This is a genomic window from Pseudomonas sp. PDM19 (assembly GCF_014852215.1).
Lineage (GTDB): Bacteria > Pseudomonadota > Gammaproteobacteria > Pseudomonadales > Pseudomonadaceae > Pseudomonas.
Genome location: NZ_JACVBG010000003.1, coordinates 944,853 through 958,758, shown reverse-complemented (window position 1 = coordinate 958,758; position 13,906 = coordinate 944,853). Strand labels below are relative to the sequence as shown.

9 protein-coding genes are annotated in these 13,906 nt (G+C 61.5%); 6 read left to right on the top strand and 3 right to left on the bottom strand.

Features of this window, described 5'->3' with window-relative positions:
* Window positions 1–76 precede the first annotated feature (76 nt).
* Window positions 77–1,120, top strand: a complete 1,044-nt coding sequence (locus tag IB273_RS20370) for an LLM class flavin-dependent oxidoreductase (RefSeq protein ID WP_151186228.1) — start codon at window positions 77–79, stop codon at window positions 1,118–1,120.
* A 283-nt stretch (window positions 1,121–1,403) separates the two neighbouring features.
* Here IB273_RS20370 and IB273_RS20365 read toward each other — a convergent pair whose 3' ends face one another.
* From IB273_RS20365 to IB273_RS20355, 3 genes are all read right to left on the bottom strand, one after another.
* Entirely contained in the window at window positions 1,404–1,742 is a 339-nt protein-coding gene (locus IB273_RS20365; RefSeq protein WP_192224882.1) for a DUF5713 family protein, read from the bottom strand.
* A gap of 150 nt (window positions 1,743–1,892) precedes the next feature.
* Window positions 1,893–3,530, bottom strand: coding sequence for an MFS transporter (locus tag IB273_RS20360; RefSeq protein ID WP_192224881.1), 1,638 nt, complete (start codon window positions 3,528–3,530; stop codon window positions 1,893–1,895).
* 126 nt (window positions 3,531–3,656) lie between these two features.
* Window positions 3,657–5,321: a GMC family oxidoreductase gene (locus tag IB273_RS20355; protein WP_081517798.1), complete on the bottom strand. Its 1,665-nt coding sequence runs from the start codon at window positions 5,319–5,321 to the stop codon at window positions 3,657–3,659.
* 124 nt (window positions 5,322–5,445) lie between these two features.
* Between IB273_RS20355 and IB273_RS20350 the strand changes: the two genes are divergently transcribed.
* The 5 genes from IB273_RS20350 (at window position 5,446) to IB273_RS20330 (ending at window position 13,847) form a co-directional block, all read left to right on the top strand.
* A complete protein-coding gene (locus IB273_RS20350; RefSeq protein ID WP_081517797.1) occupies window positions 5,446–6,351 on the top strand; it encodes a LysR family transcriptional regulator in 906 nt (301 codons plus the stop codon).
* A gap of 189 nt (window positions 6,352–6,540) precedes the next feature.
* Window positions 6,541–7,269 (top strand): WGR domain-containing protein, encoded by a 729-nt coding sequence (locus IB273_RS20345; protein WP_192224880.1) that lies wholly within the window; start codon window positions 6,541–6,543, stop codon window positions 7,267–7,269.
* 288 nt (window positions 7,270–7,557) lie between these two features.
* Complete coding sequence (locus IB273_RS20340; RefSeq protein ID WP_192224879.1) at window positions 7,558–9,699, top strand: type I secretion system permease/ATPase; 2,142 nt, start codon at window positions 7,558–7,560, stop codon at window positions 9,697–9,699.
* Window positions 9,700–9,718: 19 nt separating this feature from the next.
* On the top strand, window positions 9,719–11,146 hold the full coding sequence (locus IB273_RS20335) for an HlyD family type I secretion periplasmic adaptor subunit (RefSeq protein WP_192224878.1): 1,428 nt from the start codon (window positions 9,719–9,721) through the stop codon (window positions 11,144–11,146).
* Window positions 11,147–11,219: 73 nt separating this feature from the next.
* Complete coding sequence (locus IB273_RS20330) at window positions 11,220–13,847, top strand: matrixin family metalloprotease (protein WP_192224877.1); 2,628 nt, start codon at window positions 11,220–11,222, stop codon at window positions 13,845–13,847.
* The last annotated feature ends 59 nt before the right edge of the window (window positions 13,848–13,906 follow it).

Genomic DNA, 13,906 nt, shown 5'->3' with positions numbered 1-13,906 from the left:
GAAAAGCAGCGATGCGTGCCTGCGCATCTCCCGCCGGCTGCCGCGCCGGATACAAGAAAGGTTCGAGGTAAGCGATATGAAGTTTTCCCTGTTCGTGCACATGGAGCGCTACGACGACCAGCCCAGCCACCGCCAGCTGTTCGAAGAGCTCACCGAGCTGACGCTGATGGCCGAGGCCGGTGGCTTCTCCACCGTCTGGATCGGCGAGCACCACTCCATGGAGTACACCATCTCGCCGAGCCCGATGCCGCTGCTGGCCTATCTCGCCGCGCGCACCCAAACCATCCGCCTGGGCGCCGGCACCATCATCGCGCCCTTCTGGCACCCCATCCGCGTGGCGGGCGAATGCGCCCTGCTCGACGTGATCAGCAACGGCCGCATGGAAGTGGGCCTGGCGCGCGGCGCCTACCAGTACGAGTTCGACCGCATGGCCAACGGCATGCCGGCCGGCGACGGCGGCAAGTACCTGCGCGAGATGGTCCCGGTGGTGAAGGCGCTGTGGCAGGGCGATGTCGCCCACGAAGGCGAGATCTGGAAGTTCCCCACCTCCACCTCCTCGCCGCGCCCGATCCAGAAGCCGACCCCGCCGATGTGGATCGCCGCCCGCGACCCGGACTCGCACAACTTCGCGGTGGCCAACGGCTGCAACGTGATGGTCACGCCGCTGATGAAGGGCGACGAGGAAGTCGTCGACCTGAAGAACAAGTTCGAGGCTGCCCTGGCCAACAACCCGGATGTGCCGCGCCCGCAACTGATGGTGCTGCGCCACACCCACGTGCACACCGCCGACGATCCGGAAGGCTGGAAGGTCGGCGCCGAGGCCATCTCGCGCTTCTACCGCACCTTCGACGCCTGGTTCGGCAACAAGCAGACCCCGGTCAACGGCCTGCTGCCGCCCAGCCCCGAGGAGAAGTTCAAGGAGCGCCCGGAGTTCGAGCTGGAGAACATCCGCAAGAACACCATGATCGGCACCCCGGAAGAAATCATCGCGCGCATCCGCCACTACCAGGAACTGGGCGTGGACGAGTTCAGCTTCTGGGCCGACAACAGCCTGCCGTATGCGCAGAAGAAGAAGTCGCTGGAGCTGTTCATCCAGCACGTGGTGCCGGCTTTCCGCTGATCGTCGCTGCCTGCCACAAAGGGCGCCTTCGGGCGCCTTTTGTTTTTCTTCTCGCACCCACCGATATCGGGAAAAACCTCGAACGCAGGATGGCGTGGAGCGCAGCGATACCCATCGACTCCGGCGCACCGACAGCATGGGTATCGCTGCGCTCCCCCCATCCTACAAGGTGCCTCCCTCCCAGCCCGCGAACTACCCAGCTCCTACAGGCGGACTCCGGCTTCCCAATGAAAAGGCCCGGCATCAAGCCGGGCCTTCGTCATTTCACGGAAGCTCGAACGATCTACCACTCGCGTGGCGCGATCAGTTCCTCGATATCGGCATCGAAGCCATAGGCCTCGGCGATGAAGGCGACATCCCCGCCGATGTTGTCGCGGGCGGCGGTCTCGATCTCGCTGCCCTGGTCCTCGAACTCCTCGCCCAGCGCATTGAAGGCCAGGGTGGTTTCATGGGTCAGCGCGTACAGCGCATCCAGGTCCGCCGGTGCCTGCGCCTCGATGGTCTCGCACAGCGCCACCAGCAAATGCTGGCCCTTGGCGACCAGATGCGGCGGGAAGTAGCTGTCGCGCTGCATCTCGTCGAGGAAGCTGTACTGACTCAGCTTTTCATTCTTGATGGCCATGATCGTATTCGCTCCTTGAGTGATCCGGCGGTGTACCGGGCACGGCATCCTAAGGCGAAGCCGCAACCGATGCCACGCAGGACTCCCGCGCTGGCGACAGACATGAAAAAAGCCCGGCAACCAGCCGGGCCCTCTCACCTCAGCCGGGGATCAATCCGCGTGGATGTCGTTGTCCTTGGTCTCCTTCAGGAACAGCAGCGAGCAGACCAGGCTCATCGCCGTGATCAGCACCGGGTACCACAGGCCGTAGAAGATGTTGCCGGTGTACACCACCAGCGCGAACGAGATGGTCGGCAGCAGTCCGCCGAACCAGCCGTTGCCGATGTGGTACGGCAGCGACAGCGACGTGTAGCGGATGCGCGTCGGGAACAGCTCGACCATCAGCGCCGCCAGCGGGCCGTAGCAGCAGGTAGCGATGAAGATCAGCGCGACGATGATCGCCACCACCATCGGCCGGTTCACCAGCGAAGAGTCGGCCACGGTCGGGTAGCCGGCGTCCTTCACCGCAGCGCCCAGCGCGGCGGCGTCGAAGCCCTCGAGGCGCTTCTCGCCCACCGTCACCACCAGCTCGCTGCCGGCCGGCGCGGCCACCGTGCTGTAGGGCACGCCGCCCTTCACCAGCAGGGTCTTGGCCTTGTCGCAGGCGCTGTCGAATTTGGCCTTGCCCACCGGGTCGAACTGGAAGGTGCAGGTGGCCGGGTCTGCCATCACGGTGACCGGCGCCTGGCGCGTGGCCGCATCGATCTGCGGGTTGGCGTAATGGGTCAGCGCCTGGAACAGCGGGAAGTACAGCACCGTGGCCAGCAGCAGGCCGGTGATCAGCACCGGTTTACGGCCGACCTTGTCCGACAGCCAGCCCATCACCACGAACAGCGGCGCGCCGATCACCAGGGAGATGATCAGCAGCCCGTTGGACAATGCCGGGTCCACCTTCAGCACCTGGGTGAGGAAGAACATCACGTAGAACTGCGCGGCGTAGAAGGTCACCGCCTGGCCCGCGTTGATGCTGAACAGCGCGATCAGGACGATCTTCAGGTTGCCCCAGTTGGTGAAGGACTCCTTGAGCGGCGACTTGCTCACCTTGCCCTCGGCCTTCATCTTCAGGAATGCCGGCGACTCGTGCATCGACAGGCGAATCCAGGTGGAGATGCCCAGCAGCACGATGGAGATCAGGAACGGCAGGCGCCAGCCCCAGGCCTCGAACTCGGCGCCGGTGAGCTGGCGGCAACCCCAGATCACCACCAGCGAGAGCAGCAGGCCAGCGGTGGCGGTGCACTGGATCCAGCTGGTGTAGGCGCCACGCTTGTGGTCCGGCGCGTGCTCGGCCACATAGATCGCTGCGCCACCGTACTCACCGCCCAGCGCCAGGCCCTGCAGCAGGCGCAACACGATGAGGATGATCGGCGCGGCCACGCCGATGGTGGCGTAGGCCGGCAGCAGGCCCACCGCGAAGGTCGACAGGCCCATCAGCAGGATGGTGACGAGGAAGGTGTACTTGCGCCCGATCATGTCCCCCAGGCGGCCGAACACCAGCGCGCCGAAGGGGCGGACGAGGAAGCCGGCGGCGAACGCCAGCAGGGCGAAGATGAATGCAGTGGTGTCGTTGACCCCGGCGAAGAAGTGCTTGGCGATGATCGCCGCCAGCGACCCGTAGAGGAAGAAGTCGTACCACTCGAACACCGTGCCGAGCGACGAGGCGAAAATCACCTTGCGCTCGTCGCGACGCGAAGTCGCGGGCCGCTCATAGGAGCTGGTCTGTGTCGCACTCGTGATTGCTGGATCGGTCATTGCGGGCTCTCCCGCCCCTTCTGGGGGCTTTTGTTTTTGTCAGCCTCGACTGCCACGGTTTTCACACCGCGCGATACCGTTGATTTGCTACACGCCAAATAAAAAAGTGGGCAGACGGGATCGCCGTCACGCCACCGGAGCTTCCTCCTGTGTGCGCCCACTGGAAGGGATGACCTCCGCGCCGCGCGCGGGTTCGCTCAAAATCATCTGCGCGGCCTTTTCCGCGATCACCAGCACCGGCGAGCAACTGTTGCCGGAGGTCAGGCTGGGCATGATCGAAGCGTCGGCGATGCGCAGGCCGGGAATACCGTGCACGCGCAACTGGCTGTCCACCACCGCGCCCTCGCCCTGCCCCATGCGGCAGGTGCCGGCCGGGTGGAAGATGGTGGTGCCGATCTCGGCGGCGGCGCGGTGCAGGTCTTCCTCGGTCTGGTAGTCCGGGCCGGGCTTGAACTCCACCGGCTGGTAGCGCGCCAGCGCGGGCGCGGCGGCGATGCGGCGGGTCAGGCGGATGGCGTCGGCAGCCACGCGCAGGTCCTGCGGGTGGCTCAGGTAGTTGGGCTGGATCACCGGCTTGTCGCGCGGGTCCAGCGAACGCAGCGTCACCGAGCCACGGCTCAGCGGGCGCAGGTCGCACACCGAAGCAGTGAAAGCCGGGAAGCTGTGCAGCGGCTCGCCGAAGCGCTCCAGCGACAGCGGCTGCACGTGGTATTCGAGGTTGGCCGAACGCTGGCCGGGGTCGGACTTGGCGAACGCGCCCAACTGGCTCGGCGCCATGGACAGTGGGCCGCTACGCTTGAGCAGGTACTCCAGGCCCATGCCCATCTTGCCCCACAGCGTCGAGGCGATCTGGTTCAGCGAGGGCGCGCCGTTCATGCGGTAGATCAGGCGCAGTTGCAGGTGGTCCTGCAGGTTGCCGCCGACGCCGGAAAGCTCATGGCGCACGCCGACGCCGTGTTTCTCCAGCAGATCGCGCGGGCCGATGCCGGAGCGTTGCAGCAGCACCGGCGTGTTGATCGCCCCGGCGCAGAGAATCACTTCACGCCGGGCCCGCAGCTCGCGCCGCGCCCCCTGCCAGTTCACTTCCAGCCCGGCGGCGCGGCCGTTCTCCAGCAACACGCGCAGGGCCTCCACGTTGGTCAGCACAGTGAGATTGGGGCGGTTGGCGATGGGCCGCAGGAAGGCCTTCGAGGCGTTCCAGCGCACGCCGGAACGCTGGTTCACCTGGAAGTAGCCGCAGCCTTCGTTGTCGCCGCCGTTGAAGTCGTCCACCGGGCGCACGCCGGACTGCGCTGCCGCCTCGCGGAAGGCATCGAGGATGGTCCACGACAGCCGCTGCTTCTCCACCCGCCATTCGCCGCCCGAGCCATGCAACTCGCTCGACCCGCCGAAGTGGTCCTCCATCTTCATGAACAGCGGCAGCAGGTCATTCCAGCCCCAGCCAGCGTTGCCCTCGGCAGCCCAGCCGTCGTAGTCCAGCGCCTGGCCACGCATGTAGATCATGCCGTTGATCGAGGAGCAGCCGCCCAGGGTGCGCCCGCGCGGGTACTTGATGGCGCGGCCGTTCAGACCCGGCACCTTCTCGGTGTCGAAGCACCAGTCGGTGCGCGGGTTACCGATACAGTAGAGGTAACCGACGGGAATGTGGATCCAGGGATAGTTGTCCGGGCCGCCGGCTTCGAGCAGCAGCACGCGGTTGGCAGGGTCGGCGGACAGGCGATTGGCCAGCAGGCAGCCGGCAGGGCCCGCGCCGACGATCAGGTAGTCATAAGCATCCAGTGCCTGGGGCATGGAGAAGTACCTCGTCGTGCTTGTTCTTTTTATCTGAGGACCGAGCCTAGTCGTTCGTTCGTGATAAAAGAACAGTCGTTTCGAGTCAGCTGCTGTGCGTTTTCTAACAACAAGGACTGCCGAGATGTTCGACTGGAATGACCTGCGCTACTTCCTGGAGCTGCACCGCAGCGGGCGTCTGCTGACCACCGCCAAGCGCCTGGGCACCACCCACGCCACGGTGGCGCGGCATATCGAGAGCATCGAGCGCGACTTGGGCACCCAGCTGTTCGCCCAGCACACCGGCGGCTACCAGCTCACCCCGGCCGGCCAGGCACTGCTCAAGCACGCCGAGGCCATGGAGAACACCGCCCTCCTCGCCCAGGAGGAAATGAGCCAGGCCATCTCGCCGCTGGGGCAGATCCGCATCGGCGTCACCGAAGGCCTGGGCACCATGTTTCTCGCCCCGCGCCTGGGCGAACTGATGCAGCGCTACCCCGGCCTGGAAGTGGAACTGGTGTCGGTGCCGCGCTTCGTCAGTATCACCAACCGCGAGGCGGACATCGCCATCACCCTGGAGCGCCCGAGCGCCGACCTGGTGATCAGCCGCCGCCTGACGAGCTACCGCCTGAGCCTGTTCGCCAGCCCCGCCTACCTGGAAAACGCCCCGCCCCTGCGCGACCGCGAAGACCTCAGCCGCCACCCGTGGATCGGCTACGTCGACGACCTGCTGTTCAGCCAGGAACTGCTGTTCCACCACAGCTTCTGCCGCCACCCGCAAGTAGTGTTCCGCAGCACCAGCGTGGTCGCCCAGCAACAGGCCGCCCAGGCCGGCATCGGCATCGCCATCCTCCCGCAGTACATGGGCCTGCACGACCCGCGGCTGGTGCCGGTGCTGCCGGAGGAATTCATCGAACGGGAATACTGGATGTGCACCCGGCGCGAACTGCACCGCTCGGTGCGGCTGCGACTGGTGTGGGATTTCCTGGTGGAAGTCTGTGGGCGCGAACAGGGGATTCTGGTGGGTGGCGAAACCTCCGTCTCCCTGTAGGAGCGCGCCATGCGCGCGATCGCGGGCATGGCCCGCTCGCCCCGGCTGCACTCGTAGGGCGCATAAAGCGGAACGCTTTATCCGCCGTCGGGATGGCGGATAACGCTTGGGGCGTTATCCGCCCTACGCCCTCGACCATCCGGCCGGGAATCCAGATAATCCTTCACCTGCAAACCACCCGAGGTCAGGATGAAGGCGTCACTGAAATTCACGGAAGAAAAAGCGGACAAGTTCTGGCGAGTTGAAACGCTGGGCTCCGAATTGCTGCTCAACTACGGCAAGAGCGGCACCAACGGGCGCAACCAGATCAAGGCATTCGCATCCCCCGAAGACTGCGAGGCGCAGGCCCGGAAGCTCACCCAGGGCAAGATGAAGAAAGGCTATGTCGACTTCCCCTTCGACTACGACGGCCACCGCTACTTCGACGACGAGGAAGTCGGGCTGCATCGCCTGACCTCGCACCCGCGCTTCGTCGCCCACTTTGCCGATGACGTCTACTACGACTGCTGCGATGAAGACGCGCCCTTCGGCAGCGACGAAGGTAGCGATGCCCTCGGTGAGCTTGCCAACTGCGTGCGTACGCAGAAGTACCTCAACATCGTGGATTTCCCCCGCTGGCTTATCGAAAACCAATGGGAAATGACCTTCATCGAGCCGGCCTCAATCGATATCGAGGATGCGCTCAAGCCGGAAAACAAAGCGCTCGAGCCGGACATCTACCAGAGCTGCCGCGTCGTCATTGCCAGCGCATTCGGACAACTGAAGATCACCGGCAGTCTGGACGCCTCGCTGAAAACCTCCTCCCTGGCAGCCATCAACTGCCTGGACAGGATGGGCGTCCATCTGGGATGGGGGGATGGTAAGCCTTCGGCGATCCTCGACCAGATGAGCAAGGACCTGGCTGCATTCTGCAAGTGAGAGCGATCCCGCAGCCATTGCTGCGGAGGGTGATCCCTGTAGCAGCGCGATCGTGGGCATGGTTCGCTGCTGCAGGGAGCGGGTGACTCCGCCCGAAGCAAACCTGCATTCCCCCGAAAGCATTAGGACCCGATTCCCTGCGAGTAAGGATTTGAAACGGCAGTTCGTCTGAAACATCTGATTTAGAGCCATCGCCTTACACCAGCATTGCTGAACGCAAGCTGAACAAAGAACACTTCCTGAGCGGGGTAGCGCTATCCAAATCCCCCCCTGACAGGAAGTACCGCAATGACTGCTCCGGAACGCTCGGACGCTCCTCCCCCCCCACTCGATAGCGGCCTTGAATGCCTGGTTACTCTGGCGCGATTTCATGGCATCGCCGCCAGTCCCGAACAACTGCGTCACGAGTTCTCCGACAGTTCCTCCGTGTTCAGTCATGACCAGTTGCTCCTGGCTGCGGCCAAGCTCGGTCTGAAAACCAGGGCCGTACGGACACGCCCGGAACGCCTGGCGCAAACCCCGCTGCCAGCCATCGCCGAAACCAACGATGGCACCTACTTCATCCTCGCTCGTGTCGACCAGGGCCAGGCACTCATTCAGGTCCCCCGTGCGGCACGCCCGCAGACACTCGCCATAGATGAGCTGGCAAACCGATGGAACGGCACGCTGCTGCTGTTGCGTTCCCAGGCGTCCCTCGCCGGCGAGCTGGCGCGCTTCGACTTCACCTGGTTCATCCCGGCCATCGTCAAATACCGCAAATTGCTGGGCGAGGTGTTGCTGGCTTCGTTCTGCCTGCAGATCTTCGCGCTGCTTACCCCACTGTTCTTCCAGGTGGTGATGGACAAGGTGCTGGTGCATCGCAGCCTGTCCACGCTCAACGTGCTGTGCATCGGCCTGCTGGCGATCATGATTTTCGAAAGCCTGCTCAGTGGCCTGCGCACTTATGTGTTCGCCCATACTGCCAGTCGCATTGATGTGGAACTGGGCTCGCGTCTTTACCGACATCTGATAGCCCTGCCCCTGGCCTACTTCCATGCGCGCCGGGTGGGTGACTCGGTGGCCCGGGTACGCGAGCTGGAGAACATCCGCAGCTTCCTCACTGGCAATGCCGTCACCCTGGTGCTGGACCTGTTGTTCTGCGTGGTGTTCATCGCGGTCATGCTGGCCTACAGCGGTTGGCTGAGCCTGGTGGTGATTCTGTCGCTGCCGCTGTATGTGCTGCTCTCGCTGTTCATCACGCCACCGCTGCGGGCGCGCCTGCAGGAAAGCTTCAATCGTGGCGCGGAGAACCAGGCCTTCCTGGTCGAATCGCTGAACGGCATCGACACCCTCAAGGCGCTGGCGGTCGAGCCACAGTCCACACGGCGCTGGGACAACCAGTTGGCGGCCTATGTCGCCGCCAGTTTCCGCACCCAGGTGCTCTCGACCCTGGCCAACGAGGGCGTCAGCCTGATCGGCAAGCTGGTCACCGTGCTGACGCTCTGGCTTGGTGCGCGCCTGGTGATGGAAGGGCAACTGTCTGTCGGCCAGTTGATCGCCTTCAACATGCTGGCCGGCCGCGTCGCCCAGCCGATCATGCGTCTGGCCCAACTGTGGCCGAACTTCCAGCAGACGGCTGTCTCCATGCAACGCCTGGGAGACATTCTGAATACTCGCAGCGAGGCCGGAACCGGGCTGCGTGGCTCGCTGCCGCCGCTGCGCGGCCGCATCGAGTTCGATCAGGTGCGCTTCCGCTACCGCAGTGATGGGTCGGAGGTGCTGCGGGGGATAAGCGTCACGATCCAACCCGGCGAAGTCATCGGCATCGTTGGCCGCTCGGGCTCCGGCAAAAGCACGCTGACTCGTCTGCTGCAGCGCCTCTACGTGCCGGATCACGGCCGTGTGCTGGTGGATGGCATGGACTTGGCTCTGGCCGAGGTGTCCTCACTACGTCGACAGATCGGCGTAGTACTGCAGGAGAATATGCTGTTCAACCGCAGCATCCGCGAAAACATCGCCCTGGCCGACCCCGGCGTACCGCTGGAAGCGGTGATGCAGGCGGCACAGCTGGCCGGCGCCCACGAGTTCATTCTCGAACTGCCCGAAGGCTACGACACGGTGGTTGGCGAGCACGGCGCTTCGCTCTCCGGCGGCCAGCGCCAACGCATCGCCATCGCCCGCGCGCTGCTGGGCAACCCGCGCATCCTGATCTTCGACGAGGCCACCAGCGCCCTGGACTACGAGTCCGAACGCATCGTCCAGCAGAACATGCAGCGCATCTGCCAGGGCCGCAGCGTAATCATCATCGCTCACCGCCTTTCCGCTGTGCGCCAGGCCAACCGCATCCTGGTGATCGACCGCGGGCAGATCGTCGAACAAGGCAGTCATGACCAGTTATTGGCCCTGCCGGCCGGCCTGTACTCGCGCCTCTACCACATGCAGCAACGCTGAAAGACAGGGAGTACCTAACATGCGTCATTCAGCAAGCCCTCGTCGCCAACTAGCCGAGCGTTACTGGCAGGTCTGGCGCCACTCCTGGCAGCGGCGCAAGAGCATGAGCCCGCCGCCGCGCCAGCCCCATGAAGTGCAGTTCCTCCCGGCCGCGCTCGCACTGCAGGAAACGCCTCCGCACCCGGCGCCGCGCTATCTGCAGTGGATCATCATGACCTTTGCTGCGCTGACCCTGATCTGGGCCTGCCTCGGTCAGGTGGACGTGGTGGCAACAGCGGTCGGCCGGATCGTGCCCAGCGGGCATAGCAAGGTCATCCAGCCCCATGAAGTGGCAGTGGTGAAGGCAATCCACGTGCGTGACGGTCAGGTGGTGAAAGCCGGCGATCTGCTGGTGGAACTGGACTCCGCCCAGACCGGTGCCGATGTCGAGCGTCTTAAAAGCGATCTACTGGCCATGCAGATCGACGCCGCCCGTGCTCAGGCTCTGCTGGACGCTATCGACAGCCGCAAGGTGCCCGGTTCTATTGCGCCCTACTTGCCCCAGGCGCCTCCGGCGCAACAGCACGCCGCCAATCAATGGCTGCAAGGCCAATTCGAAGAACTGCGCAGCAGCCTGTCGCAAAGCGATGCCCTGATCGCCCAACGTACCATCGAAATCCTCTCCGCCGAGCAATCCGCGCGCAAGCTCGAACAGAGTCTGCCGATTACCCGCCGCATCACCGCCGACTATGCCCGGCTGGCCGAAAAAGGCCTGGTGCCCAAGCACCACTACCTGGGCAAGCAGCAGGAGCAAATGGCGCAGGAGCGCCAGCTTGACGAGAACCTGAACCGCATCCAGGAACTCAAGGCCTCGCGACGAGAAGCCGAGGGGCGTCGTGCCACCCTGCTCGCCCAGACCCGCCGGCAGATGCTCGACCTGCGCCAGCAATCCGAACAGAAAAGCGCCGCCCTGCAGCAGGACCTGCACAAGGCTGAAAGCCGTGACAGCCTCACCCGCCTGACCGCCCCGGTAGACGGAGCTGTTCAGCAACTGGCCGTGCACACCGTCGGCGGCGTGGTCACCGAAGCCCAGCCACTCATGGTGATCGTCCCCAGCGACCAGCCCGTGGAAGTCATCGCGCAGCTGGAAAACAAGGATATCGGCTTCGTCCACCCCGGCCAGGACGTCACGGTCAAGGTCGACGCCTTCAACTTCACGAAGTACGGCGTAATCACCGGCAAGGTGCTGGATCTCTCCGACGACGCCATCGAAGACGACAAGCGCGGCCTGCTCTACGACCTGCGCATCGAGTTGCAACAGAACCATCTCCGCGTCGGCAAACAGGATATGCCGCTGACGCCGGGCATGAGCGTGCGTGCGGAAATAAAAACAGACCAACAGAGAGTGATCGATTACTTCCTCAGTCCACTCAAGCGGTATGTGGATGAAAGTTTGGAAGAGCGATAGACCGAAGCACTCCTCCTCGAAACTCAAGTTCCGAAGCACTGGAGCTTATCGATGCAACTCAAGGACAATCAACATGAGCAATAGCAATCAAGAGTACCAGAGCAATAGTAATGAACCGGCCGAAGACCAGCTTCCGGCATACTCCTTGATCTACAACGGTGGCGGAAACGGAATCAGTGGCAGTCGCGCGAACGTGCTGCAGTTCGATTTGAGTCAACGCAGCAACGTCGCCGGAATCGACAACCTGCTATTCAGAGGGTCTGCCGGAATGAAATGGGGAACGGCCCTCAACCAGGGCGTCAACCTCACTTTCAGTTTCTCATCTGCCAACTCGACGTACACTTCATGGGCCACACCTGGCTCCCAGCTGAGCATGACCGCTACGCAAATGACTGCGGCTCGCCAGGCAATGCAGGTGTACTCCAATATATCCAACCTCAGCTTCACCGAAGTAGCGGATACCTCAACCAGTGCAGGTGACATACGTTGGGGGCGCAGCTCCGACGCCAGCGTGGGTACTGCTTATGCGCGTTTCCCCAGCAACTCCGGTCCGGCAGGAGATATCTGGTTTGGTACAAAGTACGACGACTTTTATCAGAACCCGGCGTTAGGCACTTACGGCTATCAAACCTTCCTGCATGAACTCGGCCATGCCATGGGTTTGATGCATCCACACGAAGGGTCCATTCCGACCGCACCTGGCCAGGACCAGCTCAAATACAGTGTCATGAGCTATCACAGCTTTGATGGATCAAGCCTCAGCTTTGGCTACACAAACAGCTTCTTCCCCTCCTCACTCATGCTCAATGACATTGCCGCCATTCAATACTTGTATGGGATCAACACTGGCTATCAGTCGGGGAACAACACCTATAGCTGGGCAGCCAACACCTCGGTCTTCGAGACCATTTACGACAGCGGCGGCATCGACACTATCGATGCCAGCAACCAGACTCAGAATGTCCTTCTCGATCTGAACTCAGGAAATTGGTCGCAGATTGGTAACACTTTCTGGAATGGGCAAACCTATGTGCGAGACTGCCTGACGATTGCCTATAGCAGCACCATCGAGAACGCCACAGGCTCGGCATACAACGACACGCTGATCGGCAACGCCGTGGCCAACGTACTCAACGGCGGAGCCGGCGCCGATACCCTGCAAGGCAAGGGTGGTGATGACACCTACTACGTCGATAACACGGGTGACGTGGTAATCGAAAATGCCAACGAAGGTACCGATACAGTCTATGCCAGCATCAATCACACTCTTGCAGGCAACATTGAGAACCTGACACTTACCGGTGGCGCCATAAATGGAACCGGTAATTCGCTGGACAACATTCTGATTGGCAATACTTACGCCAACACACTGATCGGTGGCGCCGGAAATGACACTCTGGATGGCGGTACAGGGAGCGACAGTCTTTACGGTGGATTGGGTGATGACACTTACATTATCGACAATGTGGGGGACACTGTTAATGAGAGCGCAGCCGAAGGTAACGACACTGTCAACGCCAGCGTGAATTTCACTCTAAACAATAATATCGAAAACCTTACACTAACAGGGAGCGCAATCATTGGAACCGGAAATAAATTGAACAACATAATAACAGGAAACAACCTCAACAACTCCCTATACGGTGACGACGGCGACGACATACTAATCGGCGGGACCGGAGCCGACGCAATGTATGGCGGGCGAGGGAAGGATACCTATTATGTTGACAACATCAATGACACCGTCAGTGAAGACATCGCCAGCACCAACTACACCGAATACGACACCGTATACTCTTCAGTCAACTTCACGCTATCCGACAATGTCGAGTACTTATATCTAACTGGCAACGCCACTCAAGGAAAAGGCAACAGCTTAAACAATAGAATTTTCGGAAACGAACTAGACAACATAATACATGGTGAAGATGGAAATGATCAGCTGACTGGATACGACGGCAACGACATCATATATGGTGGAGCAGGAAATGATCTTTTAATAGGAAACAAGGGAGATAAAACCTACTCAGACTCAAACACTCTCTATGGCGGCACAGGCGACGACAGATACTACATAACAAACCTGAACGACAAAGTAATAGAATACGAAAACGAGGGAGTGGACTGGATTACATCTTTTGTCGATCTCGACATGAGCAAATACCAGAATGTTGAAACCGGCGAATTATTCGGATACGCCACAAGCATCACCGGGAACAACTTAAACAACACATTGATTGGAAATGGCATAAACAACATACTTTCCGGCGGAGCCGGAAACGACATACTTAAAAGCGAGCACGGAAACGACATTTACCTCTTCGGCAGAGGTTTCGACCGCGACACGATCATAGAAGCATGGAACGCAGACACCCTCACACAGACAGATACGTTGCAATTTGGCAGCAGCATTTCCGCAGATCAACTCTGGCTTTCCAAAGATACTAACTCAGCCTATGGCCTATCGATAAAAATCATAGGAACCACCGACGAAGTGATCATCAGTGACTTCCTGACACCCGTTAATGGCCGCACTATAGAGCAGTTCAAAACCAATGATGGGAAGACACTACTGGCCAACAACGTGGACAAACTGATCAATGCCATGGCCGCTTTCTCTCCGCCAACTATAGGTCAAACTACCCTCCCGTCTAATTATCAGCAAGCACTATCACCTGTTATTTCAGCTGCTTGGACCTGATAATTCAGGGCAGCGATCAATTGATCGCCGCCCTGCCGCCTTAATCCCTTAGAGCTCAC